Genomic DNA, 26,640 nt, shown 5'->3' with positions numbered 1-26,640 from the left:
ACCCGGCGCTGCGCGCCGACCTCTCCCAATGGGAGAGGTAAGGTCGAGGACGCTGCTGCAATATCGCTCATGAATTTACTTCGGCGCCATGCGCAGCGAGCCGTCGAGGCGCACCACCTCGCCGTTGAGGTACGAATTCTCGACCATGTGCAGCGCGAGCGCGGCGAACTCGTCGGCATTGCCGAGCCGGCGCGGGAAGGGGATCGCGGCTGCGAGCGAATCCTGGGCTTCCTGCGGCAGGTTCGCGAGCAGCGGGGTGAGGAACAGGCCGGGCGCGATCGTCAGCACGCGGATGCCGAACTGTGCAAGCTCGCGCGCGATCGGCAGCGTCATGCCGACGATGCCGCCCTTCGAGGCCGAATAGGCCGACTGGCCGATCTGGCCGTCATAGGCGGCCACGGAGGCGGTGTTGATGATGACGCCGCGCTCGCCGGTCGCCTGCGGCTCGAGCTTGGACATCTCGGTTGCGGCGAGGCGGAGCATGTTGAAGGTGCCGATCAGGTTGACCTTGATCACCTTGTCGAAATCGGCGAGCGCCATCGGGCCGTCGCGGCCGACAACGCGTTTTGCCACGCCGATGCCGGCGCAGTTGACCAGCACGCGCGCGGGGCCGTGGGCCTTGGTCGCCTGCGCGATCGCAGCTTCAGCGGAAGCGGCGTCGGAGACGTCGCAGGTCACCGCCACGCCCTTGATCTCGGCGGCGACGGTTTCGGCGAGCTTGGCATTGAGGTCGCACACCGCGACCTTGGCGCCCTGCGCCGCCAGTCTTCGCGCGGTCGCCGCGCCCAGCCCCGATGCGCCGCCGGTGACGATGGCTGCCTGATCCTTCAACAACATGGCGTTCTCCTGTAGCGATGGTTTCTTAGCCGACCGATATCACACGGTCCGACGGATTGGCAGCGTAGAGCTCGTCGATCAGCGCGCCGCGATGCTCCAGCACCGCGCGCTGGTTGATCGAGCCCTTGTCGGTGACCTCGCCCTTGTCGATCGAGAGCGGCGTATCCATCAGGATCGCGCGCGTGATCCGCGTCGAGGAACCGGTAGCCGAGCCGAGGAATCGGGTCAGGCGCTCGCGAAAGGCCTCGCGCACCAGCCGGTCGCGCGTCGCGACGACGAGGTCGTCGGCCGGCAGCGTCGGGTTGACCAGCCTACAGCCGTCGAGGTCGAGCACGACCAGCGCGGAGACCTCGTCGCGGTTGATGCCGGCGATGACGACGTCGCGCACCAGCGGTGCGCAGGCCGCAACGAAGCGCGCGCGCAGGGGGCCGACACTGACCCAGGTACCGCTCGCGAGCTTGAAGTCCTCGCTGACGCGGCCGTCGAAATCGAAGCCGGCGTTGAGATCATCGGGATCGGCAGGCTTGAGCGCGTCGCCCAACTTGTAGAATCCTTCCTCGTCGAAGGATTTTGCGGTGATGTCCGCCTGGCGCCAGTAGCCGGGCATCACGTTCGGCCCCTTGGCGCGGACCTCGAGCTTGCCGTTGTTCGGCACCAGCTTGGCGTCGTTGCCGGAGACGGGGAGGCCGACATGGCCGGAGCGGCTGGTGCGCGGATTGACCGACATGAAGAACGGCGCGGTCTCGGTCGCGCCAAGGCCGGTCAGCATCGGCACGCGATAGCCTTTTTCCTTCACCGCGAGCTCGTCGAGGCTGTCCCAGACGAACGGCGACAGCGCCGCGCCCGAGAAGAACATCGCATGCAGCCGGTCGAAGAATTTCGCGCGCAGGCCCTGGTCGTCGCGCAGATAGGGCAGCAGCGACTCATAGCCCTTCGGCACGTTGAAATAGACCGTCGGCGAAATCTCCTGGAGATTGCGCACGGTTTCCTCGATGCCGCCGGGCATCGGCTTGCCGGCGTCCAGATACATCGAGCCGCCATTGTAGAGCGTCAGGCCGATATTGTGGTTGCCGCCAAAAGTGTGATTCCAGGGCAGCCAGTCGATGATGACGGGCGGCTCGTCCTTGAGGAAGGCGAGGGTCTCGCGCAGCATCACCTGGTTGGCGCAGATCATGCGCTGGGTGTTGATGACGGCCTTGGGATTGCCGGTCGAGCCCGACGTCAGCAGGAATTTCGCGATCGTATCGGGGCCGATCTTGCCGTGGACTTCGTCGAGATCGCCTCGGATCGGCGTCGCCATGAGGTCGGCGAGCAGCGTGACGTCGCGGCCCGCCACATGGCCGTAGGAGGCGGCGATCTCGGTGCCGAGCGAAACATTGGCCGCGAGCGCATCTGAGAACTTGTCGGCGTCCTCGGCGAAGACGAGGCCGGGCGTCAAGAGCTTCATCAGATAGGAGAGCTTGCCGTAATCCTTCGACACCAGCGAATAGGCCGGCGATACCGGGCAGAATGGAACGCCGGCATAGAACGCGCCGAAAGCCAAAAGCGCATGGTCGATCGAATTGCCGGAGAGGATGACCACCGGCCGGTCCGCCGACAAGCCGCGCTGGATCAGCGCCGAGGCGATGTGCCGGCTCGCGGTGAGCAGCTCGGCATAGGTGATCTTGCGCCAGCCGCGGCCGCCTTCGCGCTCCGCCATGAAGACGCGGTCCGGCGTCGTCGTCGCCCAATGATGCAGGCGGTCGGTGATGCGGACGGGATAGTCGCCGAGCGGCTGCTTCGGCCGCAGGTAGATCGTCCCGTCCTCGCGTCGTTCGATATTGACGACGGGATCGCCGAACGAAATGGGCCGCAGCGGGAAAGTGCTTGCGCCGCGCTCCGTGCCGGAAGAGGACGGCTGTGCACTCATGACTTTGGCTTCACCTTGGCGGTCTTGTGCTCGAGGAATTCGCGGATCCTGCGCTTTGCTTCCTTGTCGCTCTGGGCGACGGTGGCCATCAGCGATTCCATCAACAGGCCGGTCTGCGGATTGGCTTCCGCGATCATCGGCAGCGCCTGGAGCACGGCGAAATTCGTCAGCGGCGCGTTGGAGGCGATCTTGGTCGCAAGCTCAAGCGCCTTGCCGAGCCCGTTGCCGGCTTCGGTCAGATATTGCGCAAAGCCGTAGGAAGCGCCTTCGGTCGCGCTATAGACGCGGCCGGTCAGCATCATGTCCATCATCCTGGCAACGCCGATCAGCCGCGGCAGCCGCACCGAGCCGCCGCCGCCGACGAAGATGCCACGCTGCCCCTCCGGCAGCGCGAAATAGGTCGAGGGCTCGGCGACGCGAATATGGGCGGCGCAGGCGAGCTCCAGCCCGCCGCCGATCACGGCACCCCGGAGCGCGGCGATCACGGGCACGCGGCTATACTGGATGCGGTCGAACACCCGGTGCCACATCTGCGAATGGAGCAGCCCGCCGGTCGCGTCGTGCTCCGTCAGTTCGGACAGGTCGAGGCCGGAGGAGAAATGGTCGCCGATGCCGTGGATGACGACCGCGCCGATATCCTCGGGCAGGGACGCAAAGCACTCGCCGATTTCCAGGATGATGCCGTCATTGAGCGCATTGCGCTTGGCCGGCCGGTTCAGGCCCACGGTCAGAACCCTGTCGGCCCGCTCGATCCTCAACAGCCCGGAGGCACCCGCGTCAGCGGTCTCGGCGTTTCCCTGTGTCATTTGCGTCCTTATCAGAATAGTTATATTGTATAACGAATTTACAAGGAGTCAACAAGGGAGGCCCTCCCTGGCGTCGGGGCAGCTACGCTCGTCTCGGCTCCCCCGGGGAACGGGTAGCCGCCGATGTCATCAGCCCATCGCCACCCGGTCGCCCTTGGTCCCATGCTCGCGTCGGTCGAGCCACATCGTGCCAAGCGCAAACGCCAGCCACCCGAAATTGTAGGCAAAGCCTACGATCAGAACGACCCAGCCGGGAATCGGTCCGACGGCGGCGCGATCGATAAGCTCCGTCAAGGTCATTGCAGGCGTCGGATGGATTGCAATCTTGCCGTAATAGGCTGTCGCCTGGATGGCGAATATCCAGACGTAGTTGCGACGCAACCGCCGTCCGGTAGCGCGGACAAATGAAATGTGATGGCGGGGCGCAGTGTAGTCGCGCGCGAGAACGGCCTTCCAGCTATCGTCGTGCGCTTCACCGGTGAAGATTGGCGCATAGAAATTCCTCTCCAGCCAACGAGCCCGGGCACGCCAGACATTGAAATAGCGATAACGCCGCGCCTCCATACCAAGGAACACGGCAAGGAGCAGTCCGACGAGCACGAGTGGTAGAGGCGAAGCCTCCGGGCTCGAAAATGTCGTCGACAGCGCGATGCCCATCGTGACGATCGCCCAATTGGTCGTGTTGTCGAGCCGCGTTCGCCAGATCGTCGATCGATAGACCTCGCCGCGGTAGAGATGAGCGATGGCGCCCATTTCGGCGGAGTCGAAGGTGTGTTGGGGGACTGGTTCGCTGGAAGCCATAAGAGACATGGTGGGACTCCCGTGGTCTGCACAACTTGGTGCAGATCACATTCTGAACCAGGTTCGCCCTGGGTCAAAGACCGATTCCTCACATCACCTGATGGACGTCGATCACGACACGGTCCGCGTGGCGTGCGGCTGAAGCTACAAAAATGTGCTCCATCAGCCAGCGATACTTTTCATGCCCGGTCTCGAATCGCGGCACGGTCCGGAAATAGATCAGTTTCGGATCGACCGGCTCGCCGCGCTTGAGCTTTTGCAGCAGCTCGACCGGGCCGAAGCGGATGCCCTTGTTCTCGACATAGACGATGGCGCCGTCGGCGGTCTCGAAGGCGTATTTCGCTTCGAGGTCGATCAGCTCGTTGGGACGGATGGTCTGGAAGTCGGCGCCGAACGGCAGCACCTTGCCGGTGACCGCGCCCTTCACCTCGCCGCCGATGATCGGAATGATGCGGCGCACGCCGACGCCGGTCTCGCCGGCGGTGACGACGTCGCCGATGCGGGCGGTGATGGTGAAGACGTATTTGGTGTCGAGGGTGGGGGTCATCGGTCACTCCAACGGTCACACGGTCAGAAGGCGCCGGTGTCTTCGCCTCTCCCCGCAAGCGGGGCGAGGGAGATCACCGCCGTTGCGGCGAGAGCCCGCATTCAATCCATCATTAGTGCGCCATCATCCGCGTCGGCAGCCACGTCGCCAGCAGCGGGAAGGCGATCAGGATCACCAGCCGCACCAGATCCGTCGCCACGAACGGGATCACGCCCTTGAAGATGGTGGAGAACGAGACGTCCTTCACCACGCTTTTTATGACGAAGACGTTCATGCCGACCGGCGGGTGGATCAGGCCGAGCTCGACGGTCATCACGATGATGACGCCGAACCAGATCGGGTCGAAGCCGAGATGCATGATGACGGGGAAGATGATCGGCACGGTGAGGATGATCATCGCCATGGCGTCCATCAGGCAGCCGAGCACGAGATACATCACCATGATCAGCGCCAGCACGCCGTAGGGGCCGAGGCCGAGGCCGGTCAGGAATTCCGTCACCTTCTGCGGCGTCTGCGTCACCGTGAGGAAATAGCCGAAGATCAGCGCACCGATCAGCACGGTGAACACCGCGGCGGCGGTGCGCGTCGCCTGGAGCAGCGAGGCCAAAATCTTCTCGCGGTCGAGCCGGCCGGTGACGACGCCGATGATGAAGGCGCCGGTGGCCCCGACGCCGCCGGCTTCCGTCGGCGTGAAGCGCGGCAGGAAGGGCAAGCCGTAAAGGCCGCCGATGACGAAGACGAACAGCAGGACCGGGGCCCAGATCTCCTTCAGGCCGGCAAAGCGCTCGCGCCACGGCAGCACCTTGCCCTTGGGCAGGAAGTCCGGCCGGAAGTATCCGATCAGGGCGATCGTGATCATGTACATGGTCATCGCCAGCAGGCCCGGAATGATGCCGGCGATGAAGAGTTTTCCGATGTCCTGCTCGGTGATGATGCCGTAGACCGCCAGCACGGTGGAGGGCGGCAGCATCGCGCCGAGCGTGCCGCCGGCCGCGATCACGCCGGTGGCGAACGACTGCGGATAGCCGAAGCGGCGCATCTCGGGGTAGGCGACGGCGGAGAAGGTCGCGGCGGTCGCAACCGAGGAGCCGCAGATCGCGGCAAAGCCGCCGCAGGCGCCGACGGTGGCGATGCCGAGCCCGCCGCGCAAATGTCCGACAAAGCCGTTGGCGGCGCGGAACAGCTCGCGGCTCATGCCGGAATTGCTGACGAAGGAGCCCATCAGCAGGAACATCGGGATGACGCCGAACGTGTAGTCGGTGACCGTGCGCATCGAGGTCTGGCCGACCAGCTTCAGCGCCGGCGTGGCGCCGACCAGATAGGAGAAGCCGGAGACGCCGACGAGGCCCATGGCCATGCCGACGGGCACGCGCAGCAGCATCAACGCAAACAGGGAAACGAAGCCGATTACGGCGACGGCATCGGTGCTCATGATTACTCCGTCGCCTTCAGCTTGGGGTCGTGCATTTCTTCGGGATGGAAGATCAGCCGGTAGGTGCGGATCGCGATCAGCAGCACGGCGGAGACGTCGCCGATCCAGGCGATCGCGAAGAACGGCCAGGTCGGCATGTGCATGTCGAAGGTCTGGACATTGTCGTTGTAGGTGCCGCGCACCTTGTCGAACAGGGTCCAGGTCTGCACCGTGACGACGAACAGCAGCACCAGGGTGGCGAACACGTCGATCCAGCGCTGATAGCGCGGCTCGACATTGCCCCAGACCAGGTCGACCGTGATGTGGGTGCCGCGATAGGAGGTCGCAGCGATGCCCCAGAAGATCAGGATGCCGAGCAGCATGCGGCCGATGTCGAAGCTGTCGGGGATCGAATAGTTCAGCGTGTTGCGCAGCAGAACCGACACGAAGATGTCGAGCGCGACGAGGCCGACGAAGCCGGCCGCGATCCATTCGATCGTGTCGATAAAGCGATCCATCCAGGCGCGCTTCATGGGTGTGTCCTGTGTGATGTCATTCTCGCTCTCGGCTCAGAAGGCGGTCGTTCGCCTCTCCCCGCTTGCGGGGAGAGGCCGGAATGCGCGCGCAAGCGCCGATTCCGGGTGAGGGGGGCTCTCCGCGAGTCCAACTTTCACCGTCCCCGCGGAGACTCCCCCTCACCCCAACCCTCTCCCCGCAGGCGGGGAGAGGGGGAGGAAGCGTCGTGCGCTCCTAACAGCGCACTTGCAGAATGACGGCGGCGAGATGTCTCTCGCCGCCGCATCTGTTTCAACGAAGCGCTACTCCGCCAGCGCGTTGTACTTCTTCAGCGAGGCCTTCAAATCCGCCAGCGCGGCGTCCGGATCGGCGCCCGCTTTCTTGGCGCCGTCGCCCCAGGTCTTGACCAGCGGCTCGGCCGCCTTCTTCCAGGCCGCGGTCTGCTCTTGTGTCAGCTTGTAGACCTCGTGCCCCTCTTCCGCCTTCACCTTGTCGACGCCGGCGTCCTCGAACTTGCCCCAGTGCTCGCCGACCACGCCGGCCATCTCGACCGAGCAGTTCTTGTCGATTGCGGCCTTCTGCTTGTCGGACATTGCATTGTACTTGTCCTTGTTGATCACGAACACGAAGGTCGTGGTGTAGAGCGGCGCCTCCATGTCGTACTTGGTCACCTTGTCGATGCCGAACAGCACGAGGGAACCCCATGGGAAAGTGACGCCGTCGGCGACGCCGCGCTCGATGATGTCGCGCACTTCGGGCGCGGAGGACTGCACATTGGTGCCGCCGAGCGAGGTGACGAAGTTCGCCATGGTGGCGTGCGCGGGACGGATCTTCAGGCCCTTCACGTCCTCCGGCATCACGATCTTCTTGGTCTTGGAGTGGAAGGAGGAGGGCGAGTGGACGAAGGCGAGGCAGTATTTGACGTCCTTCATCTCCTTCTCGGCATATTTGCGATACCAGGCGTCGAGCCCCATCGAGCCGCCCTTGGCATCCGAGATCAGGAACGGCAATTCGCCGGCGCCGACGATCGGGAAGCGGCCGGGTTGATAGCCGGGATTGACATAGGTGACATCGGCGATGCCATCGCGCGCCATGTCGTAGTGATCGAACGCCTTGCCGAGCTGCTGGGCCGGAAACACCTTACCCGTAATGGTGCCGCCGGAATCCTTGTTCACCGCGGCCACCCAGTCTTCCAGCGATTTCTGCAGCGGGTGCGATGCCGGCACCCAGTGCGAGATCTTCAAGTCGAAGGTCTTGTCCTGCGCCAACGCCGGCGTCACGCTTGCTGCGAGCAACAAAGCCAGACAGGCTTTCCTCATCACACGTCTCTCCCTGTTTTCGACGGCGGGCTTCGATGGCCCGGTCTCGTTATTTAACATGTTATCTAATTGGCCGGCGCGTTCAAGCCGGAATTGGCGCGCACGTTGTCGCGTCCTGTACGTCAGCCATGTTGCATGGATTTGTCGCTGCTAGCGCGACCAGCACTCCCCTTTTGCCCAACCGTTATATGATATAATTAACTTGCGCGGATCATCGCGGCAAGCGAGCCGCGACGAAAGCCTACAGGATCGGGAGGAGCAAGTATTGCGGACAAAAGTCGCAATCATCGGGGCCGGGCCGGCTGGATTGTTGCTTGGGCAACTGCTGCACAATTACGGCATCGACAATTTCATCCTGGAGCGGCAGAGCCCGGACTACGTGCTCGGCCGCATCCGCGCCGGTCTCCTCGAGGAGGGAACCGTCGCGCTGCTCGACCAGGTCGGTGCCGGCGTGCGGGCGCATGCCGAAGGCCTGGTGCATGAGGGCATTGAGCTGGCCTTTTCCGGCCGCCGTCATCGCATCGACATGAAGGCCGCGACCGGCAGGACGGTCATGATCTACGGCCAGACCGAGGTCACGCTCGACCTGATGAACGCGCGCAAGGCGGCCGGCCTCGATACGGTCTACGAGGCCAAGGACGTGCGACCGCATGATTTCGACGGCAGTCACCCGCGCGTAACCTGGGTCAGGGACGGCGTCACCCACACGCTCGATTGCGATTTCATCGCCGGCTGCGACGGTTTTCATGGTGTCAGCCGCGCCAGCGTTCCGGCCTCGGCGATCGAGGAGTTCGAGCGGGTCTATCCGTTCGGCTGGCTCGGCATTCTCTCCGAGACGCCGCCGGTCAGCCACGAGCTGATCTACTCCAACCACGCCCTCGGCTTTGCGCTCTGCACCATGCGCTCGATGAAGCGCAGCCGCTACTATGTGCAGTGCTCGCTGGACGACCATGTCGACCAATGGCCCGACGACCGCTTCTGGGACGAATTGAAGCGTCGGCTCGACCAGGAGGCCGCCGACAGCCTCGTCACCGGTCCCTCGATCGAGAAGAGCATCGCCCCCTTGCGCAGCTTCGTTGCCGAGCCGATGCGCTTCGGCAGGATGTTCCTGTGCGGCGACGCCGCCCACATCGTGCCGCCGACCGGCGCCAAGGGACTGAACCTTGCGGCCAGCGACGCGCATTATCTGTCGAGCGCGCTGCGCGAATTCTACGACGAGAAGTCCAGCGCCGGCATCGACGCCTATTCCGCCAAGGCACTGGCGCGCGTCTGGAAGGCGGTGCGCTTCTCCTGGTGGATGACCTCGATGCTGCACAAATTCCCCGACACCGGCACCATCGGCGCCCGCATCCAGCTCGCCGAACTCGACTACGTCACGCAGTCGCAGGCCGCGATGTCGTCGCTGTCGGAGAATTATGTGGGGCTGCCGTTTTAGAGAAGTGCCGTAGGGTGGGCAAAGCGAAGCGTGCCCACCAGCTTTGTGTTTGTGGAGAGATGGTGGGCACGGCGCGTTGCGCCTTTGCCCACCCTACGGGCGTTGCATTCCTCGCAACGCCGCCGCCCGTTTCAAACACCCGCGCAAATTCCGTTTAAAACTTTGTAGGTGATGCGTCCGCCACGCCCATCGCGTTCAATGCTGGCAACCAGCAACGCGAGACAGCGATGACCGCCACCGACATTCCCGCCGGCTTCGAGCCGCATTTCCGCAAAGCCCCGCTCACCGATCCCTGGGAGCCGCTCTACTCGAAGAAGGCCGACAAGGCCGTGATCATCGGCCTGCGCCTGGCCAAGCCGCACACCAACGCGCGCGGGCTCATCCATGGCGGACTGATCGCGGCGCTCGCCGATGCCGCCATGGGTTACAGCTGCGCAGAGGCGACCGGCTGGACGACGTCCTTCGTCACGATCTCGCTGTCGGTCGACTTTGTCGGCGCCGCCGAAATCGGCCAATGGCTCGCGGTCGAGGGCGAGGCGATCAAGACCGGCAGCACGATCTGTTTCGCGCAGTGCCTGGTCAAGGCCGACGCCACCGTGATCGCGCGCGCCAGCGGAACGTTTCGGGTGGTCCCGAAGAAGGGCTAGCTGTCATTCCGGGGCGATGCGAAAGCATCGAACCCGGAATCTCGAGATTCCGGGTTCTTGCTTTGCGAGCCCCGGAATGACCGCCTTTACCCAAACCTCCACTCCGCCGTCTCCACCACGAGATCGACGAACGCGCGCACCTTGGCCGAGAGCAGGCGCGAGGTCGGGTAGACGACATGGATGGGCAGCGCCGGCTGCTCGTATTTCGCCAGCACGACCTTCAGCCGCCCGCGCTTCAAACCCTCGGCGGCCTGATAGGCCAGCACCCGCGTGACGCCGCCGCCGGCCTCGGCATATTGCAGGGCGGCGTCAGCGCTATTGCTGGTGAAGCGCGGGTTCGTCGTCACCTCGATGTCGCGGCCGTCCTGCATGAAATGCCAGCTGGCGGATGGTCCGAACTGGATGGTCTGGTGCGAGGCGAGCGCTTCCGGCGTCTTCGGCTCGCCATGGCGCTTCAGATAGCCGGGCGCGGCCACCACGATCCGCCGCATCTCGCCGACCTGGCGCGCGACGAGGGACGAATCGGCGAGATGGCCGATCCGCACCGCCACATCGACGGCGTCTTCCACGAGATTGACGAGATGGTCGGACAGCCGCAATTCGCCGGCAACCTCGGGATAGCGCTTGAGATAGGCGGTCATGACCGGCCCGACATGCAGCCGGCCGAAGCCGACCGGCGCCGACACCACCAGACGTCCGCTCGGCCGGTTACGCTCTTCCCGCGCCGAGCCGTCGGCCTCCTCGACATCGGCGAGAATGCGCCGCGCGCGCTCCAGATAGCGTGTGCCGACATCGGTCAGCGTCACCTGCCGCGTGGTCCGCTGCAACAGCCGGGCGCCGAGATGCTCTTCCAGCGCCGCGATCAGCCGCGTCACCGCCGAGGGCGACAGGTGCAGCTTGCGCGCCGCCGGCGCAAAGCCGCGCAGATCGGCGACGGTGACGAACACGTGCATGGCTTCCAGGCGGTCCATGCGCATTATTGCATATATTGCAATGATGAAGTGTCAAGCCGGCTGATTGTTCTAGCCGCCGGAGGTTGCCATTTTAGCCGGGAAAAGACGCAGGGATGCGCCGGGATTTCAGGAGAACTTCCGATGACGGCAACTCACACCTACGCCAGCGACGTGGCGTTCACACCGGCGGTGAAATCGATCCAGACCCGAAAGGGATCGCGCGAAGGCTATGCCCATGCCGAGCAGCGCGGCTGGCGCACCGAGGTCGATGAGAACCTCGCGGCGTTCCTGGCCGATGCCAACAGCTTCTATTTCGCCACCGCCTCGGCCGATGGCCAGCCCTACATCCAGCACCGTGGCGGCCCGAAGGGGTTTTTGAAGGTGCTGGATAAGCAGACGCTGGCTTTCACGGACTACGCCGGCAACCGGCAATACATCACGCAGGGAAACCTGTCCGAAAATCCCAAGGCCTACATCTTCGTGATGGACTACGCCCATCGCCGCCGGGTGAAGATCTGGGGCGAGGCACGCGTGGTGGAGGACGACGATGCGCTGACGACGTCGCTGATGCCGAAGGGATATCGCGCGCGGCCGGAGCAGGTGATCCTGTTCAAGATCGCGGCTTGGGACACCAACTGCCCGCAGCACATTCCGCAGAAGTTCGATGCGACGGATGTCGCGGCCGCGCTGGCGGCGAGGGACCAGCGCATCGCCGAGCTGGAAGCGGAGGTGGCGGCGTTGAAGGAGAAGGCGGCGAGCATCTAGGCGCGAATCTCGTCGCATTCTTCGGTGTCATGCCCCGCGAAGGCGGGGCATCCAGTACGCAGCGACCTATCGATTCAACCACAGTCTTCTCGGAGTACTGGATCGTCCGCCTTCGCGGACGACGACAGTTGAGTTCGTGGCGACGCCTCAGAACTACAGAACGCTCGCACCTTCGTGCTGGAAGCCGAGATAGCTCGCCGCAACGCGTTCGTTCGCGGCGATGTCGCTGGCCTTGCCGCTGAGCACGAACTCGCCGAGCTCCATCACATAGGCCTGGTCCGCGATCTTGAGCGCGGCCTGCGCGTTCTGTTCGACCAGCAGCACCGAGACGCCGGCGGTGCGGAGCTCGGTGACGATGCGGAAGATGTCGGCGACGATGATCGGGGCGAGACCGAGGCTCGGCTCGTCCAGCATCAGGAGCTTCGGCTCGCCCATCAGCGCGCGCCCCATCGCGAGCATCTGCTGCTCGCCGCCGGAGAGCGTGCCGGCGAGCTGCTTGCGCCGCTCCTTCAGCCGCGGGAACAGCGTGTAGACCCGCTCCATCGAGGCCTTCGACTTGCTCCGCTCGATGCGGAAGGCCCCGAGCTCGAGATTGTCCTCGACATTCATGGTCACGAACAATTCGCGGTGCTCCGGGACGAGGCCGAGGCCCATCGCGACGCGGTCCTCGATGTCGAGCCGGGCGAGGTCCTGGCCTGCGAAGGCGACGCGGCCTTTCAGCGGCAGGATGCCCATGATGGCCGACAGCAGCGTGGTCTTGCCGGCGCCGTTGGCGCCGACGATGGTGACGATCTGGTTCGCCCCGACCTCGAGCGAGACCGAACGCACGGCCTCGACCTTGCCATAGGCGACATGCGCGTCGGTGACGGACAACAGCGCGCTCATGCCGCCACTCCGAGATAGGCCTTGATCACTTCGGGATTGGTCTTGATCGTGGCGGGCGTGCCCTCCGCGATCTTGGTGCCGAAATCGAGCACGACGATGCGGTCGGCGAGGTTCATGACAAAGCCCATGTCGTGCTCGACCAGCAGCACGCTCATGCCGCCGTCGCGCAATTCGCGCAGCAGCCTGGCAAGCTGCTGCTTCTCCATGTGGCGCAGGCCGGCGGCTGGCTCGTCGAGCAGCAGCAGCATCGGATCGACGCACAGCGCGCGCGCGATCTCGACGATGCGCTGCTGGCCGAGCGAGAGCGAACCTGCGAGCTGGTGCATCTGGTCGGCAAGCCCGACGCGCTCGATCTGGCGGGCGGCCTCCGCGAGCAGCTTTGCCTCGTCGGCGCGGTCGAGCCGCAGCATGGAGGAGATCGGCCCCGAATGACCGCGCAGATGCGCGCCGATCGCGACGTTCTCCAGCACGGTCATGTCGGGGACCAGCTTCACATGCTGGAAGGTGCGGGAGATGCCGAGCTTGACGATCTCCTGCGGCGGCGCGTTGTCGAGCCTCTTGCCGAGCACCGAGATCGAGCCTGAGGTCGCCGACAGCACGCCGGTGATCAGGTTGAACGTCGTGCTCTTGCCGGCGCCGTTCGGCCCGATCAGCGCGACGATCTCGCGGGCCTGGACCTCGAAGGAAACGTTGTTGACCGCGATCACGCCGCCGAATTGCTTGCGTGCCTTCTCGACCTGGAGCAGGACGCTGGCTTCGCCGGGCGCGCGGGTGCGCTGCTCCAGCTTCAGCGAGGTGTCCGGCTTCCTGCCGCGGGTAGGCTCGGGCAGGAACGACATCAGCCAGGGCCAGACGCCGCCGGGCGCGAGCTGGAGCAGCGCCACCAGCATGATGCCGAACACGATGGTCTCGACCTGGCCGGAACCCGGCAGGAGCAGCGGCAGATAGCTTTGCAGCACCTCTTTCAGGACTACGACGATCGCCGCGCCCAGCACGCCGCCCCAGACATAGCCGGCGCCGCCGACCACCGCGATGAAGAGATATTCGATGCCGGCCTGTGCGCCGAACGGCGTCGGGTTCACTGCGCGCTGAAGGTGGGCATAGAGCCAGCCGGAGAGACCGGCGAGCACCGCGGCGTGGATGAACACCAGCAGCTTTGCCCGCGGCGTGTGCACGCCGAACGCCTCGGCGGCGACATGGCCGCGCCTGAGCGCGCGGATGGCGCGGCCGGTGCGGGAGTCCAGCAGGTTCATCGTGAGCAGGGCCGAGAGGATCACGGCGACCCAGATCGCGTAGTAGATCGAGCCGGGCGAGAGCATCTTGAACGCGCCGATCGACAGCGGCGGGATCGCCGAGATGCCGTCGTTGCGGCCCAAAAACTCCAGCTTGCTGAAGAGATAGAACAGGCCGAGCCCCCAGGCGAGCGTGCCGAGCGGCAGATAGTGGCCGGAGAGGCGGACGGTGACGAGGCCAAGCAGCACCGCCAGCGATCCGCTGACCACGAGCGACAACGGCAGCGTCAGCCAGGGCGACAGGCCGTAGCTCGTCGACAGCACCGCGGTGGTGTAGGCGCCAAAGCCGACGAAGGCGGCTTGTCCGAACGAGGTCAGGCCGCCGACGCCCGTCAGCAGCACGAGGCCCATCGCGACCAGGGCGGCAAGGCCGATATTGTCGAGCAGCACGATCCAGAACGGCGGCATGCCCGGGACAAACGGGATCGCCGCCATGACAAGCGCGAAGACGAGGATGGGGAGCCGGCTCTGCATCTTAGCCTCAGTCCTTCTCTTCCTCGACCGCGGGCGCGGCGAGCGAGCGCAGCAGCAGCACGGGGATCAGCAGCATGAAGACGATCACTTCCTTGTAGTTGGAGGCATAGAAGGACGAGAACGCCTCGACGATGCCGACGACCAGCGCGGCGACGGCGGTGAGGGGATAGCTGACGAGGCCGCCGATGATCGCGGCAACGAAACCCTTCAGCCCGATCAGGAAGCCGCTGTCGTAATAGAGCGTCGTGATCGGCACGATCATGATGCCCGACAGCGCGCCGATGACGGACGCCAGCAGGAAGGCGATCTGCCCTGACAGCGTGGTGCGGATGCCGGCGAGCCGCGCCCCTAGCCGGTTCACGGCGGTCGCGCGCAGCGCCTTGCCGTAGAGCGTCAGGCCGAAGAACAGCCAGAGCCCGACGATGAAGGCGATGGTGATGGCGTAGACGGTGATGCTCTGGCCGGTGAAGCGCAGCGCGCCGGCGGTGAAAGAGCCGGACAGCACGGCAGGCCCGCGCTGGCCCTCGGCGCCGAAGAACAGCAGGCCCATCCCCTGCAGCGCGAGGTGGACGCCCACGGAGGCGATCAGCAGCACCAGCACCGAGGTGTGCGCCAGCGGCTGGAACGCGATGCGGTAGAGATACAGGCCGATCATCGCCACGATCACCAGCGACAGCGCGATGCAGACCGCCACCGGCGGCTTCTGGGCGGCGAAGTAGATCGTCAGCGCCAGCACGATGGCCGGCAGCACGATATTGGTGAGGACGCTGCGCAGGATCAGCCGGCCATGCAGCGCCTTGCGGGCCACGAACAGGTCGAAGACGAAGGCGCCGATGCCGAGGGCGAGCGCGAGCTTTGCCGTGCCCGGCATCTGGCCCGCGGCCAGCGAGGCATAGGTCAGCGCGCCATAGGTGACGAACTCGCCCTGGGGAATGAGGATCACGCGGGTAACGGCGAACACCAGCACCAGCGCGAGGCCGAGCAGCGCATAGATCGCGCCATTGGTGATGCCGTCCTGCACCAGGAACAGCATGATAGTGGTGTTCAAGACCGGACGCTCCCCCTCAAAGATTAAGGACCGGTCTCCGCAATCGCGGTGGATGGTCCCTCACAGCCATTGAAATACGCTGACGATATTTGATATGGTGCATAACAATTATCAAATATAACTTCAAGGGTGGCGGGCGACCCGCCCCGAATTTAGCGGGATTACGAGCACGAGGCGATGACCGTTTCCAAAACCGCTGAAAAGTCTTCAGAAAAACCGGCTGACTCGGCCAAGGGCCGCAAGGACGCGGCCGAGGCCCAGGGCCAGGGCTCTACCGATGCCCTCCAGCTCGGCGAGCTCTCCGAACAGCTCGGCTATGTGCTGAAGCGTGCGCAGCTCAAGGTGTTCGAGAACTTCCTGCGCTGCATGGCCTCGCTCCAGCTCACCCCCGCGCAGTTCTCGGTGCTGCTGCTGGTCGAGAAGAACCCGGGGCGTAACCAGACCGAGATCGCCTCCACCCTCGGCATCCTGCGCCCGAATTTCGTGGCCATGCTCGACAATCTCGAAAGCCGCGACCTTTGTGCGCGGATCCGTTCCACCAACGATCGCCGCTCGCATATCCTGGTCCTGACCGACAAGGGCAAGGCTGTGCTGACGCGGGCGAAAAAGCTCGTCGCCACCAAGCACGAGGCGCGGCTGAACGACCTGCTCGGCCAGGCCAACCGCGAAGCCCTGATCGAGATGCTCTCGAAGATCGCCAACGAGTTTTGAGCTGGGCTTAACCGCACGCTCTCTCCGCTCCCTCCCCCCTTGCGGGGCAGGGCCATCGCATGTGAATTTCACGAGGATTGTCCGCGGGTTTGCTCCGCCTCTCCCGCTTGCGGGAGAGGCCGACGCGCCCCGGGCGATGCGAAGCATCGTCCCGAGCGCGGCGGGTGAGGGCTCTCGCCACGCAGGGACGTTCTCTGCAATCCCAGGCAATCCCGACGCGGAGACACCCCCACCCCAGCCCTCCCCCGCAAGCGGGAGAGGGAGCCGAGTGCCGATGCCGCCGCATTATGCACACCACATACGATAGCCCTGCCCTTGTGGGGGAGGGAACGCAGCGGAGCGAGAAGCGCTCGTTCAATCCACCAAAATCACCCGGATGTCGTTCACGTTGGTCAGCGTCGGGCCGGGCATCAGCAGATCGCCGGTCGCCTCGAAGAACGTCGTCGCGTCGTTGTTGTCGAGATAGGCCTGCGGCTGGAGTGCCAGCGCCTTCATCTTCGCAAACGTGGCCGCGTCGATCAGCGCGCCTGCGGGGTCGGTAGGGTGGCCGGCGCCGCCGTCGGCGCCGTCGGTGTCGCCCGCGAGCGCGGAGATGCCGGCCGTGTCCTTCAAGAGGCCGGCGAGCGCCAGCGCGTATTCCTGGTTCGGACCGCCGCGCCCCTGGCCGCGCACGGTGACCGTGAGCTCGCCGCCGGAGAGGATCGCGATGCGCTTGCCCTGCGCACGCGCCTGCAACGCGAGTCCGGCATGATGGGCCGCGACCTCGCGGGCCTCGCCTTCGAGATCGGCGCCGAGATCAATCGTCTCGTAGCCGGCCTCTTTCGCGAGCTTCACCGCGGCGTCGAGCGACTGCTTGGGCCGCGCGATCAATTCGAATGATGCGCGCGCAAAGGCGGCATCATCCGGCTTGCAGCTTTCGTTATCGGGATTGTCGAGCGCGCGGCGCACGGCATCGTCGATATCGAGCTTGTACCTGGTCACGATCGCGCGCGCATCCGCCAGCGTGGTCGGATCGGGCACGGTAGGGCCGGAGGCGATCGCGGAGGGATCGTCATGCGGCACGTCGGAGATCGCGAGCGTGACGATCTCGGCGGCGTTCCTGCCGGCGCGCGCCAGCCGCCCGCCCTTGATGCGCGACAGATGCTTGCGCACGACGTTCATCTCGCCGATCGGCGCGCCCGAACGCAGCAGCGCCTTGTTGACCGCCTGCTTCTGCGCGAAACTGATGCCGTCCACCGGCGCGATCCAGTTCGCCGAGCCACCGCCGGTGAGCAGGACCAGAAGTAGGTCGTCGGGCCCGGCCTCGCCCGCGAGCGCGAGCGTGTCGGCCGCGCCCTTGAGGCCGGCTTCATCGGGCACGGGATGGCCGGCTTCGACCACGCGGATGCGGCGTGTCGGCACGCCGTAGCCGTGGCGCGTGGTGGCGATGCCAACCAGCCGCTCCGGCGCGAGCTTCAGCGTGTCGAGATAATGCCGCTCGGCGGCCGCGGCCATCGCGCCGGCGCCCTTGCCGGCGGCGAGGCAGATCACGCGTCCTTTTGGGGCCGGCCGCAGATGCGGCGCCAGAATTGTACTCGGATGCGCGGCGGCAACGGCGGCGTCGTAGAGCGCGCGGAGCAGGGGACGTCGGTCGGTCATGACGATGGCCTTGAGCAGACTGAAGCGATGGCGACGAATTCGCCGTTCACCTGCCTACCGTATCATGCGCGAAAGCGTAAGCAGGGTTTACTATCATTCGATTGTGCAATCGCGTGATCATAATCGCCGCGCGACAAAAAGGCCCCCCGCGATGGTCTCGCGGGGGGCCTTTCGCGCAACTCGATGTTGCTGGACGGCTAGCCGCCGGCGTCGGCGCTGATCACGTCGCCGAACAGCTCCCAGCGTTCGCCCTTGAACTTTTCGAGCTGGAGCTGGCTGATCGGCGCGAAGTCGTTCGGCCCGGTGTTGATCTGGATGCCGGGCAGCAGCGCCTCGGTGCGGAAGTTCTTCAGGTTGGCGGCTTCCTTCATGATGTTCTCGCGCGTGAGATTGTCACCGCACTGCTTGAGGACCTGAACCACCGTCTGCGCCACGGCGAAGCCGACGATAGTGCCCTTGTCGAGCTTGTCGCCTTCCGGGAAGTACTTGGTCATGAAGGCGAGAAATTCCTTCATGCCCGCGTCATTGTTCCATGCCGGATCGGACACGTCCTTGAGATAGTCGGCCGAGATGATGTCCTGGCCGTTCTCGAAGCCGGCGGGCTTCATCACGCTGCCGACGGAGGCGGAGACGTTGTTGAGGAAGTGCAGCGGCTTCCAGCCGATCTCGGAATTCTTCTTGATCGCCTGCGCCGCGAATTTCGGCGTCGTGATGTTCATGAACACGTCGGCGCCGGTCGATTTCAGCTTGACGATGTGGTTGTCGATGGTCGGCTCGGAGGTCTCGTAGCTCTCCTCGATCACGATCATCGAGGCAGCCTTGGCTCCCAGGCCGTCCTTCAGGCCCTTGAGGTAGTCCTTGCCGTAATCGTCGTTCTGGTAGAGCACGGCGATCTTGGCGTCCGGCTTGTTCTTCAAGAGCCACTTCGCGTAGATCTGCGTCTCGCTCTGGTAGTTGGGCTGCCAGCCCATGGTCCAGGGGAAGTTCTGCGGATCGTTCCACTTGGTGGCGCCGGTGGCGACGAACAGCTGCGGCACCTTCTTCGAATTCATGTACTTCTGGATCGCCGAGTTGGGCGGCGTGCCGAGCGAGTTGAAGATGAACAGCACCTCGTCGCTCTCGACCAGCTTGCGCGCCTGCTCGACCGTCTTCGGCGGCGAATAGGCGTCGTCATAGCTGATGTAGTTGATCTTGCGGCCGTTGATCCCGCCCTCTTCGTTGATCTTCTTGAAATAGGCGGCTTCGGTTCGCCCGATGATGCCGTAGGCGGAGGCCGGTCCGCTGTAGGGCATGATGTTGCCGATCTTGATCTCGGTGTCGGTCGCGCCGGTATCGTATTTCTTCTGGGCCGATGCAGTGGAGGCCGAGGCCGCAACGAGCGCAAGCGCCAGTGACGCGGCCGCAAGTTTGCCGGTGACAGCGGGCATTCCTATCTCCCTATTTTCTTGGTGTGTGTGCGTCCCGTTTCTTGTCTTGATTGTTTTTGGCGACGCCGCCGCAATTCAATACGATTTGTCCTGTGCCTTCAACAGAAAGCCCCCGCGACGGCGTCGCAGGGGCTGCTTCTTTAGTAGTCAGGGACGGGCGCGGTCTCGTGTGCGAGTGCGAGACAGCGCGACTGCCTTGAGTTGTTTAACGCGAGTATATCGATTTTGAGTTGATCCAGCTAATGTCCCGTATCGCTCGAGATGATGTCGCCGAACAGCTCCCATTTCTTGCCCTTGAACCGCATCATCTGGAGCTGTTCGATCGGGGCGAAATTGTCCGGCGCGGTGTTGATCCTGATGCCGGGCAGCAGCGTGTCCGGCTCGAAATCCTTCAAGGAAGCGGCCTGCTTCATGACGTTCTCGCGGGTGAGGTCGTCGCCGCACATGTGCAGCACCTTCACCATGGTCTGGGCGGCGGCATAGCCGAACACCACGCCGGCATCGAGCTTGTTCGCCTTGGGATCGAATTGCGCGAGGAAGTTATAGAACTTCTTCATGCCCTCATCGGCGTTCCATTGCGGGTCCGAGCCGTCCTTGGTGTAGCTGGCCGAGAGAATGCCTTGCGAGATCTCGATTCCCGCCGGCTCCAGCACGCCGCCGACCGAGGCCGAGACGTTGGAGATGATCTGCATCGGATGCCAGTTGATCTCGGCCGCCTTCTTGATCGCCTGGGCTGCGAATTTCGGTGTGGTGATGCTGATGAAGACGTCGGCGCCCGAGGCCTTCAGCTTCACGACGTGCTCGTCGACGGCCGGCTCCGAGGTGTCGTAAGCCTCCTCCAGCACGATCATCGACGCCTTGGCCCCCAGGCCGCCCTTCAGCCCCTTCAGATAGTCCTTGCCGAAATCGTCGTTCTGGTAGAGCACTGCGATCTTCGCGTCCGGCTTCTCCTTCATGACGTATTTGGCATAGATGCGCGCCTCGCTCGCGTAGCTCGGCTGCCAGCCCATGGTCCAGGGATATTGCCTGGGATCGTTCCACTTCGAGGCGCCGCTCGCCACGAACAATTGCGGCACCTTTTTCTCGTTCATGTATTTGCGGATCGCGCCGTTGGTCGAGGTGCCGAGCGAGCCGAAGATCAGGAGCACCCCGTCGCTCTCGACCAGCTTGCGCGCCTGCTCCACCGTCTTCGGCGGCGAATAGCCGTCGTCATAGGAGATGAACTTGATCTTGCGGCCGTTGATGCCGCCCTCGGCATTGATCTTGTTGAAATAGGCTTCCTCGGTCTTGCCGATCACGGCATAGGCGGAGGCCGGCCCGCTATAGGGCATGATGTTGCCGATCTTGATCTCGGTATCGGAAGCGCCGCTGTCGTATTTCTTTTGCGCCAGCACCGGGCCAGTCATCGCAGTGCACAACGCGAGTGCGGCTGCGAGGGCCGCAACCTGAAAACGAACGGCAGTCATTGTTCTCCTACCCCGGGCTGGATCAGCGCCGCATTGAACAAGATTGACGCCCGCCGTCAACAAAAAGCCCCCGCGGTCGCCCGCGGGGGCTTCTTTACGGTCGGCCTATTGCGTCAGCGTGTCACTCGGAGGCGACGTCGCCGCTGATGATCTCGCCGAACAGTTCCCACCTCTCGCCCTTGAAGCGCTGCATCTGGAGCTGCGCGATCGGAGCGAAGTCGGTGGCGCTGGTGTTGATCTTGACCCCAGGCAGCAGGGTGTCCGGCGTGAAGTCCTTCAGGCTCGCCGCCTGCTTCATCAGGTTGGCGCGGGTGAGATCGTCACCGCACATTTCCAGCGCCTTGGCCAGGGTCGACGCGGCACCATAGCCGTAGACCATGCTGGTGTCGGACTTGTCGGCACCCGGCATGTACTTGTCGACGAACTCGTTCCACTTCTTCATGCCGGGGTCGTTGGCCCACTGCGGATCCGTCGAGTCCTTGGCATAGGCCGCCGACAGCACGCCCTGCGCGTTCTCGAAGCCGGCCGGCTTCATCACGCTGCCGACCGAGATCGACACGTTGGTCAGGATCTGGAGCGGCTTCCAGTTGAGCTCGGCGGTCTTCTTGATGGTCTGGGCCGCGAACTTCGGGGTCGCATAGATCAGCAGCACGTCGGGATTGGCGGCCTTGATCTTGACGATGTGACCGTCGATCGACGGCTCGGATACCTCGTAGCTCTCCTCCATGATGATGGTCGACGCCGCCTTGGCGCCGAGCCCGTCCTTGGTGCCCTTGAGGTAGTCTTTGCCGAAATCGTCGTTCTGGTAGAGGATCGCGACCTTGGCGTCGGGCTTTTCCTTCGTCAGCCATTTCGCGTAGATCTGCGCTTCGCTCTGGTAGGAGGGCTGCCAGCCCATGGTCCAGGGGAAGTTCTTCGGGTCGTTCCACTTGGTGGCGCCGGTGGCGACGAACAGCTGCGGGATCTTCTTGGCGTTCAGGTATTTCTGGATCGCGCTGTTCGAGGGCGTGCCGAGCGGGTTGAACACGGCCAGCACCTCGTCGCTCTCGACCAGCTTGCGGACCTGCTCCACGGCCTTCGGCGGCGAATAGCCGTCGTCATAGGTGACGAAGTTGATCTTGCGGCCGTTGATGCCGCCCTTGTCGTTGATCATCTTGAAATAGGCTTCTTCGGTCTTGCCGATGATGCCATAGGCCGACGCCGGACCGCTGTACGGCATGATGTTGCCGATCTTGATCTCGGTATCGGACGCGCCGGTGTCGTATTTCTTCTGAGCAAGTGCTGCGCCGGAGCTGAGGGTCGCGACCGCCGTTACGAGCGCGGTGGTTCGCACTATTCTTCCAAGAAACAATTTGGTCTCCTTCCTTAAGAGGGTTTCAGTTCTTTCTGAGCCTTCCGGCGAGTTGCTGGCCCAGGATTGCGATTTGCCTTGCGCCATGCGGCACGAGGTAGATGACGGCGAACAGGAGCACGCCGAACACGGCGCCGGAGAGGCCCTTCGAGATGCCTTCCGCGATGTTCGGCACGAAGATGATGAAGGCGGCGCCGACGATCGAGCCGGGCAGCCAGCCGACGCCGCCGACGACCATGCCGAGGAACAGCGAGATCGCGAGCGTGATGGTGTAGCTGTCGGGCGCCACGAACTGCACCGCGATGGCGCCGAGCGAGCCGGCGATACCGGTGATGGCCGCGGAGACGCCGAAGGCCAGGGTCTTGTACAGCGCGACGTCCACGCCCATGGCGGAGGCCGCGATCTCGTTGTCGCGGATCGCCATGAAGGCGCGGCCCGAACGGGAGCGCAGCAGGTTCACCGAGAAGATGTAGATCGCGATCACGACGACCAGCGTGAAGTAGTACAGCCACATGTCCTGCGACATCGGCAGGCCGAACGGCGCGTCGGGCTTGGTGACGACGAGGCCCTGCACGCCGCCGGTCCAGTGCTCGAGGAAGTTCAGCTTCAGAAGCTGCGGCATGGCGGTGGCGAGCGCGAAGGTCGCGAGCGCCAGATAGACGCCGGAGAGCCGCAGCGCCGGCTGTCCGAACAGGAAGCCGAAGCCGAAGCAGACCACGCCGGCGACCGGCAGCGTCAGCGCATAGTTGATGTTGAAGTGCTCCATCAGCACCGCCGTCGTATAGGCGCCGACGGCGTAGAAGGCGCTCTGGCCGAGCGAGAACTGGCCCGACCCGCCGGTCAGGATGTTCAGCGCCAGCACCGCGAGCCCGTAGATCAGGAGCATCGTCATCTGGAAGATGATGAAGTTCTTGACGAAGACGGGTGCGATCAGCAGCGCAGCCAGCACCACCAGCGAGGTGCCGGTGCCCAGCGTCATGGCGCGCTTCGGAACGGCCTCGACCGCCTGATGGCCTTCGGCGACGACTTCTTCTGCTGCGCTCATGATCAAACTCGCTTGACGATGTGCCGGCCGAACAGACCAGCGGGTTTGACGACCAGGACGGAGATGATCAGCGCGAGCGCGATCGGGAGTTTCAGCTCGTTGCCGACGCCGGGGATGTAGGTGCCGGCGAGGTTCTCGAAGATGCCGACCAGGAAGCCGCCGACCACGGCGCCGAACGGGCTGGTCAGTCCGCCCAGCACCGCGGCGGCAAAGCCGTAGATCAGCACGCCGCCCATCATGTTGGGCTCGAGGAACACCACGGGCGCGATCAGCATGCCGGCGATCGAGCCGATCGCGGACGCCATGCCCCAGCCGAGCGCGATCATCCAGCTCGTGTTGATGCCGACGAGGCGCGCCGATTCAGGCACCGAGGCGGCCGCGCGCATGGCAAGGCCGATCCGCGTGTACTGGAAGAAGAAATACAGGCCGAGCAGCAGCAGCACGGTGACGCCGATCATGCCGGCCTGGTGGGTCGAGATCAGCTGGCTGCCGAGGAACGGCGAAGAGCCGAACGGGGTCGGATATTGCTTGATGGTGAAGTCCCAGATCAGGCCGGCCGAGGAGTTGATGATCGCGAACAGCGCGATGAAGCCGGCGACGTTGGTCAGCACGGGCGCCTTCGCCAGCGGCTTGAACAGGATGCGCTCGATCGCGATGCCGCCGACGAAGGAGAGCGCCAGCGTGATGACGAAAGCGGCCCAGTAGGGGATGCCCCACTGCATCAGCTGCCAGGAGATGAAGGTCGAGAACATCGCCATCTCGCCCTGCGCGAAGTTGAGATGGTCGATGGCCTGGTAGATCATGACCACGGCGAGCGCCATGCAGGCATAGATCGCGCCCGTGGCGATGCCGGCCAGCACTTGATTGGTGAAAAGCTCCATCGTGCCGGCTCCTCAGTAACCCAGATAGGATTTGCGGATTTCTTCGTTGTTCGCGATGTCCTTGGCGTTGCCCGACATCACGATGCGACCGGTCTCGATCACGTAGGCCTGGTCGGCGAGCTCGAGCGCGAGCTGGGCGTTCTGCTCGACCACCAGGATCGACACCTTGTCCTCGCGGTTGATCTTGCCGAGGATGCCGAACAGGTCGCGCACGACGAGAGGGGCGAGGCCGAAGGACGGCTCGTCCAGCAGCATCAGGCGCGGCCGCAGCATCAGGGCGCGGGCGACCGCGAGCATCTGCTGCTCGCCGCCCGAGAGGGTGCCGGCCTGCTGGGTGTGGCGCTGCTTGAGCACCGGGAAATGCGCATACATGCGCTCGATGTCGGAGACGATGCCGGCGCCGTCCTTGCGGGTGATCGCTCCCAGCTGGAGGTTCTCCTCCACCGTCATGTTGGTGAAGGTGCCGCGGCCCTGCGGCACATGGGCGATGCCGAACCGCACGATGCTCTCGGTGGAGCGGTTGTTGAGCGGCTTGCCGTCGAACTCGATTCCGCCGGTCGAGCGCACCATGTTGCAGATCGCGCGCAGCGTGGTGGTCTTGCCGGCGCCGTTGGCGCCCAGCAGCGTCGTCAGCGAGCCCTCGTTGAGCGAGAAGGACAGGCCATGGAGCGCCTGGACCTGGCCGTAATAGGCGCGCAGGTCCTTGACGTTGAGCAGTGTCGTCATTGGTCCTTGCTCCCGAGATAGGCCTTGATGACGTCGGGGTCCGCCTGCACCTGGGCGGGGGTGCCTTCCGCGAGCTTCTTGCCGAAATTGAGCGCGACGACGTGGTCGGCGATCGACATCACGAGGCCCATGTGATGCTCCACCAGCAGCACGGTCATGTGGCGGTCGTCGCGGATGCGGCGGATGAGGTCGCCAAGCACGTAGACTTCCTCGTGATTGAGGCCACCGGCCGGCTCGTCGAGCAGCAGGATCTTCGGATCGGCCGCCAGTGCGCGCGCCAGTTCGACGCGCTTCTGGGTGCCGAAGGGCAGGCCGGACACGACGGTGTGCGCGACTTCCTCGAGGTCGAGATAGGCGAGGATCTCGTGAACCTTCTTGTTGACGTCGTTCTCGCTGCGCCGGACCCAGGCCAGTCTCAGGGAGTCGCTGATGATGTCGCTGGAGGTCTTCGAATGGGCGCCGACGCGGACGTTGTCCATCACCGAGAGGTTCGGAAACAGCGCTACGTTCTGGAAGGTGCGGCCGATGCCGATCTCGGCGATCCGGTGCGGCGGCCGCGACAGGATGCTCGCGCCCTCCATCAGGATGTCGCCGGACGACGGCTGGTAGAGCCGCGAGAGGCAGTTGAAAAGCGTCGTCTTGCCGGCGCCGTTGGGGCCGATCAATCCGAGGATCTGGCCCTTGTGCATGTCGAAGGACACACCGTTGAGCGCGATGATGCCGCCGAACACGACGCTGACGTCGCGAACCGCGAGCAGGGGCGATGTCCCCTGCGCGAGCTGTGCCTGCGTCATCTCGTCTCGCCCACAAATTTCAGTGGGCGACGGGGCGATGCGAACCGCTCCCGATCATGACAAAGGCTATCTGAACCCCTCGGCCACACGCGCAACTTTTCCTCCTGATTTCAGCTTTTTGCTGACTTCTTTTTTGGAATGCGGCATCAGACCCCCGAGTGCCGCTTCGATGTTCCTTACCATCGCTAAGAGACGCGGTCCAATGTCGTTGATCAAACGCTCTTCCGTGAAGCGGAATGCGGGCGCGCCGCAATTGAATGCGTAAGGTCCGGTTCCATCGTTGAGCTTGAGCGCGACGCCGGCGGCGCCGATGTCGTCGTGCCAGTCGCCGACGGAAATCGCAAAGCCGTATTTCGCGACGGTCTCGCCGGAACGTTCGAGGCCATCGCGCATCTTCGGCCAGCGGCTGCCGTAATGCTCGCGCAGGACGCGCGACAGCTCGGCGCGATCTTCGTCAGCCAGCGCCCAGAAATAGGCGCGGCCCATGGCGCTGGTTGCAATCGGCACGCGGGAGCCGACGTCAAGTTGAACGCCGACCGTCTCGCTGCCGCGGCTCTGCCCGAAATAGATCATGCTGTGACGGTCGCGGCCCCCGATCGCGACCGCGCCGCCGGTCGCGCGCATCACTTCCTCGCGAAACGGTTCGGACAAATGCCGAACGCCGAGATTGGATAACGCCGCGTAGCCGAGCGCCATCGCGGCCGGCGCGAGCTGGTACTTCTCGAAACGGGGAACCGGCGTCAGATAACCGAGCTTCGTCAACGTGTAGGTCAGGCGCGAAACGGTCGGCTTGGGCAGATTGGTGCGGGCCGCGATCTCCTGGTTGCCGAGAAGGCCGTCGCTGGGTTGGAATGCGCGCAATACATCAAGTCCGCGGGAAAGCGCGACGACGAAATTCCGATCGGTCGCAGTCTTCTTTCCTGTACGCTTCATCCCTGATCTGCTTCTTGCGCGGA

25 protein-coding genes are annotated in these 26,640 nt (G+C 64.4%); 4 read left to right on the top strand and 21 right to left on the bottom strand.

The window, feature by feature from the left end; all coding sequences use genetic code 11:
- Positions 1-75: 75 nt before the first annotated feature.
- From EI171_RS44085 to EI171_RS44050, 8 genes are all read right to left on the bottom strand, one after another.
- Entirely contained in the window at positions 76-837 is a 762-nt protein-coding gene (locus EI171_RS44085) for an SDR family NAD(P)-dependent oxidoreductase (RefSeq protein WP_161536850.1), read from the bottom strand.
- 25 nt (positions 838-862) lie between these two features.
- Positions 863-2,746 (bottom strand): feruloyl-CoA synthase, encoded by a 1,884-nt coding sequence (locus EI171_RS44080; protein WP_028173787.1) that lies wholly within the window; start codon positions 2,744-2,746, stop codon positions 863-865.
- Complete coding sequence (locus EI171_RS44075; protein WP_011090568.1) at positions 2,743-3,552, bottom strand: crotonase/enoyl-CoA hydratase family protein; 810 nt, start codon at positions 3,550-3,552, stop codon at positions 2,743-2,745. The genes EI171_RS44080 and EI171_RS44075 overlap by 4 nt, the downstream gene beginning before the upstream one ends.
- 129 nt (positions 3,553-3,681) lie before the next feature.
- On the bottom strand, positions 3,682-4,362 hold the full coding sequence (locus EI171_RS44070; RefSeq protein WP_011090567.1) for a DUF2270 domain-containing protein: 681 nt from the start codon (positions 4,360-4,362) through the stop codon (positions 3,682-3,684).
- A 79-nt stretch (positions 4,363-4,441) separates the two neighbouring features.
- Positions 4,442-4,900, bottom strand: a complete 459-nt coding sequence (locus tag EI171_RS44065; protein ID WP_161536849.1) for a DUF3237 domain-containing protein — start codon at positions 4,898-4,900, stop codon at positions 4,442-4,444.
- A gap of 112 nt (positions 4,901-5,012) precedes the next feature.
- Entirely contained in the window at positions 5,013-6,332 is a 1,320-nt protein-coding gene (locus tag EI171_RS44060) for a TRAP transporter large permease (RefSeq protein WP_028173789.1), read from the bottom strand.
- A gap of 2 nt (positions 6,333-6,334) precedes the next feature.
- Positions 6,335-6,844 carry a TRAP transporter small permease gene (locus tag EI171_RS44055; RefSeq protein ID WP_011090564.1) on the bottom strand — a complete coding sequence of 170 codons (510 nt, stop codon included), beginning with the start codon at positions 6,842-6,844 and terminating at the stop codon, positions 6,335-6,337.
- Between the two features lie 285 nt (positions 6,845-7,129).
- Positions 7,130-8,146 carry a TRAP transporter substrate-binding protein gene (locus EI171_RS44050; RefSeq protein ID WP_011090563.1) on the bottom strand — a complete coding sequence of 339 codons (1,017 nt, stop codon included), beginning with the start codon at positions 8,144-8,146 and terminating at the stop codon, positions 7,130-7,132.
- A 265-nt stretch (positions 8,147-8,411) separates the two neighbouring features.
- Here EI171_RS44050 and pobA point away from each other — a divergent pair, with 265 nt between their 5' ends.
- Together pobA and EI171_RS44040 are read left to right on the top strand one after the other, a co-directional pair.
- A complete protein-coding gene (pobA, locus tag EI171_RS44045; protein WP_161536848.1) occupies positions 8,412-9,581 on the top strand; it encodes a 4-hydroxybenzoate 3-monooxygenase in 1,170 nt (389 codons plus the stop codon).
- A 227-nt stretch (positions 9,582-9,808) separates the two neighbouring features.
- Positions 9,809-10,228 (top strand): PaaI family thioesterase, encoded by a 420-nt coding sequence (locus tag EI171_RS44040; protein WP_060908884.1) that lies wholly within the window; start codon positions 9,809-9,811, stop codon positions 10,226-10,228.
- Between the two features lie 86 nt (positions 10,229-10,314).
- On the opposite strand, the gene EI171_RS44035 is transcribed toward EI171_RS44040, so the two are convergent.
- The gene (locus EI171_RS44035) at positions 10,315-11,199 is read right to left on the bottom strand and encodes a LysR family transcriptional regulator (protein ID WP_161536847.1); all 885 of its coding nucleotides are present in this window, start codon (positions 11,197-11,199) and stop codon (positions 10,315-10,317) included.
- A 123-nt stretch (positions 11,200-11,322) separates the two neighbouring features.
- Here EI171_RS44035 and EI171_RS44030 point away from each other — a divergent pair, with 123 nt between their 5' ends.
- On the top strand, positions 11,323-11,946 hold the full coding sequence (locus tag EI171_RS44030) for a pyridoxamine 5'-phosphate oxidase family protein (protein ID WP_161536846.1): 624 nt from the start codon (positions 11,323-11,325) through the stop codon (positions 11,944-11,946).
- 153 nt (positions 11,947-12,099) lie between these two features.
- Here the strand turns inward: EI171_RS44030 and EI171_RS44025 are convergent, their stop codons facing one another.
- From EI171_RS44025 to EI171_RS44015, 3 genes are read right to left on the bottom strand one after another with little or no spacing between them, the layout of a single operon-like run.
- Entirely contained in the window at positions 12,100-12,831 is a 732-nt protein-coding gene (locus tag EI171_RS44025) for an ABC transporter ATP-binding protein (protein WP_011090558.1), read from the bottom strand.
- Entirely contained in the window at positions 12,828-14,597 is a 1,770-nt protein-coding gene (locus EI171_RS44020; protein ID WP_011090557.1) for an ATP-binding cassette domain-containing protein, read from the bottom strand. Before EI171_RS44020 ends, EI171_RS44025 begins: the two co-directional genes overlap by 4 nt.
- Positions 14,598-14,604: 7 nt before the next feature.
- Positions 14,605-15,645, bottom strand: a complete 1,041-nt coding sequence (locus tag EI171_RS44015; RefSeq protein WP_161536845.1) for a branched-chain amino acid ABC transporter permease — start codon at positions 15,643-15,645, stop codon at positions 14,605-14,607.
- Positions 15,646-15,822: 177 nt separating this feature from the next.
- On the opposite strand from EI171_RS44015, the gene EI171_RS44010 reads away from it, so the two are divergent.
- The gene (locus EI171_RS44010; protein ID WP_011090555.1) at positions 15,823-16,356 is read left to right on the top strand and encodes a MarR family winged helix-turn-helix transcriptional regulator; all 534 of its coding nucleotides are present in this window, start codon (positions 15,823-15,825) and stop codon (positions 16,354-16,356) included.
- A gap of 354 nt (positions 16,357-16,710) precedes the next feature.
- Here EI171_RS44010 and EI171_RS44005 read toward each other — a convergent pair whose 3' ends face one another.
- From EI171_RS44005 to EI171_RS43965, 9 genes are all read right to left on the bottom strand, one after another.
- On the bottom strand, positions 16,711-17,994 hold the full coding sequence (locus EI171_RS44005) for a glycerate kinase (RefSeq protein WP_161536844.1): 1,284 nt from the start codon (positions 17,992-17,994) through the stop codon (positions 16,711-16,713).
- Between the two features lie 197 nt (positions 17,995-18,191).
- Positions 18,192-19,421, bottom strand: coding sequence for an ABC transporter substrate-binding protein (locus EI171_RS44000; RefSeq protein WP_011090553.1), 1,230 nt, complete (start codon positions 19,419-19,421; stop codon positions 18,192-18,194).
- A 239-nt stretch (positions 19,422-19,660) separates the two neighbouring features.
- Complete coding sequence (locus EI171_RS43995) at positions 19,661-20,887, bottom strand: ABC transporter substrate-binding protein (protein WP_161536843.1); 1,227 nt, start codon at positions 20,885-20,887, stop codon at positions 19,661-19,663.
- A 121-nt stretch (positions 20,888-21,008) separates the two neighbouring features.
- Positions 21,009-22,238, bottom strand: a complete 1,230-nt coding sequence (locus tag EI171_RS43990; RefSeq protein ID WP_063921556.1) for an ABC transporter substrate-binding protein — start codon at positions 22,236-22,238, stop codon at positions 21,009-21,011.
- A 25-nt stretch (positions 22,239-22,263) separates the two neighbouring features.
- Positions 22,264-23,283, bottom strand: coding sequence for a branched-chain amino acid ABC transporter permease (locus tag EI171_RS43985; RefSeq protein ID WP_011090550.1), 1,020 nt, complete (start codon positions 23,281-23,283; stop codon positions 22,264-22,266).
- Between the two features lie 2 nt (positions 23,284-23,285).
- Complete coding sequence (locus tag EI171_RS43980; RefSeq protein WP_011090549.1) at positions 23,286-24,164, bottom strand: branched-chain amino acid ABC transporter permease; 879 nt, start codon at positions 24,162-24,164, stop codon at positions 23,286-23,288.
- 12 nt (positions 24,165-24,176) lie between these two features.
- Positions 24,177-24,890, bottom strand: a complete 714-nt coding sequence (locus EI171_RS43975) for an ABC transporter ATP-binding protein (RefSeq protein ID WP_011090548.1) — start codon at positions 24,888-24,890, stop codon at positions 24,177-24,179.
- A complete protein-coding gene (locus EI171_RS43970; protein WP_028173798.1) occupies positions 24,887-25,684 on the bottom strand; it encodes an ABC transporter ATP-binding protein in 798 nt (265 codons plus the stop codon). Before EI171_RS43970 ends, EI171_RS43975 begins: the two co-directional genes overlap by 4 nt.
- Positions 25,685-25,750: 66 nt before the next feature.
- Complete coding sequence (locus tag EI171_RS43965; RefSeq protein ID WP_028173799.1) at positions 25,751-26,617, bottom strand: IclR family transcriptional regulator; 867 nt, start codon at positions 26,615-26,617, stop codon at positions 25,751-25,753.
- Positions 26,618-26,640 lie beyond the last annotated feature (23 nt).

It is taken from the genome of Bradyrhizobium sp. LCT2, assembly GCF_009931255.1.
Classification (GTDB): Bacteria; Pseudomonadota; Alphaproteobacteria; order Rhizobiales; family Xanthobacteraceae; genus Bradyrhizobium; species Bradyrhizobium diazoefficiens.
The sequence above is the reverse complement of the archived record's forward strand: the minus strand, read 5'-3'. Positions and strand labels throughout refer to the sequence as shown.

What these genes read in the sequence shown, in the direction of transcription:
- EI171_RS44085 (WP_161536850.1), bottom strand. Translation starts at nt 837, where the DNA reads ATGTTGTTGAAGGATCAGGCAGCCATCGTCACCGGCGGCGCATCGGGG.
- EI171_RS44080 (WP_028173787.1), bottom strand. Translation starts at nt 2,746, where the DNA reads ATGAGTGCACAGCCGTCCTCTTCCGGCACGGAGCGCGGCGCAAGCACT.
- EI171_RS44075 (WP_011090568.1), bottom strand. Translation starts at nt 3,552, where the DNA reads ATGACACAGGGAAACGCCGAGACCGCTGACGCGGGTGCCTCCGGGCTG.
- EI171_RS44070 (WP_011090567.1), bottom strand. Translation starts at nt 4,362, where the DNA reads ATGTCTCTTATGGCTTCCAGCGAACCAGTCCCCCAACACACCTTCGAC.
- EI171_RS44065 (WP_161536849.1), bottom strand. Translation starts at nt 4,900, where the DNA reads ATGACCCCCACCCTCGACACCAAATACGTCTTCACCATCACCGCCCGC.
- EI171_RS44060 (WP_028173789.1), bottom strand. Translation starts at nt 6,332, where the DNA reads ATGAGCACCGATGCCGTCGCCGTAATCGGCTTCGTTTCCCTGTTTGCG.
- EI171_RS44055 (WP_011090564.1), bottom strand. Translation starts at nt 6,844, where the DNA reads ATGAAGCGCGCCTGGATGGATCGCTTTATCGACACGATCGAATGGATC.
- EI171_RS44050 (WP_011090563.1), bottom strand. Translation starts at nt 8,146, where the DNA reads ATGAGGAAAGCCTGTCTGGCTTTGTTGCTCGCAGCAAGCGTGACGCCG.
- EI171_RS44040 (WP_060908884.1), top strand. Translation starts at nt 9,809, where the DNA reads ATGACCGCCACCGACATTCCCGCCGGCTTCGAGCCGCATTTCCGCAAA.
- EI171_RS44035 (WP_161536847.1), bottom strand. Translation starts at nt 11,199, where the DNA reads ATGGACCGCCTGGAAGCCATGCACGTGTTCGTCACCGTCGCCGATCTG.
- EI171_RS44030 (WP_161536846.1), top strand. Translation starts at nt 11,323, where the DNA reads ATGACGGCAACTCACACCTACGCCAGCGACGTGGCGTTCACACCGGCG.
- EI171_RS44025 (WP_011090558.1), bottom strand. Translation starts at nt 12,831, where the DNA reads ATGAGCGCGCTGTTGTCCGTCACCGACGCGCATGTCGCCTATGGCAAG.
- EI171_RS44020 (WP_011090557.1), bottom strand. Translation starts at nt 14,597, where the DNA reads ATGCAGAGCCGGCTCCCCATCCTCGTCTTCGCGCTTGTCATGGCGGCG.
- EI171_RS44010 (WP_011090555.1), top strand. Translation starts at nt 15,823, where the DNA reads ATGACCGTTTCCAAAACCGCTGAAAAGTCTTCAGAAAAACCGGCTGAC.
- EI171_RS44005 (WP_161536844.1), bottom strand. Translation starts at nt 17,994, where the DNA reads ATGACCGACCGACGTCCCCTGCTCCGCGCGCTCTACGACGCCGCCGTT.
- EI171_RS44000 (WP_011090553.1), bottom strand. Translation starts at nt 19,421, where the DNA reads ATGCCCGCTGTCACCGGCAAACTTGCGGCCGCGTCACTGGCGCTTGCG.
- EI171_RS43995 (WP_161536843.1), bottom strand. Translation starts at nt 20,887, where the DNA reads ATGACTGCCGTTCGTTTTCAGGTTGCGGCCCTCGCAGCCGCACTCGCG.
- EI171_RS43985 (WP_011090550.1), bottom strand. Translation starts at nt 23,283, where the DNA reads ATGAGCGCAGCAGAAGAAGTCGTCGCCGAAGGCCATCAGGCGGTCGAG.
- EI171_RS43980 (WP_011090549.1), bottom strand. Translation starts at nt 24,164, where the DNA reads ATGGAGCTTTTCACCAATCAAGTGCTGGCCGGCATCGCCACGGGCGCG.
- EI171_RS43975 (WP_011090548.1), bottom strand. Translation starts at nt 24,890, where the DNA reads ATGACGACACTGCTCAACGTCAAGGACCTGCGCGCCTATTACGGCCAG.
- EI171_RS43970 (WP_028173798.1), bottom strand. Translation starts at nt 25,684, where the DNA reads ATGACGCAGGCACAGCTCGCGCAGGGGACATCGCCCCTGCTCGCGGTT.
- EI171_RS43965 (WP_028173799.1), bottom strand. Translation starts at nt 26,617, where the DNA reads ATGAAGCGTACAGGAAAGAAGACTGCGACCGATCGGAATTTCGTCGTC.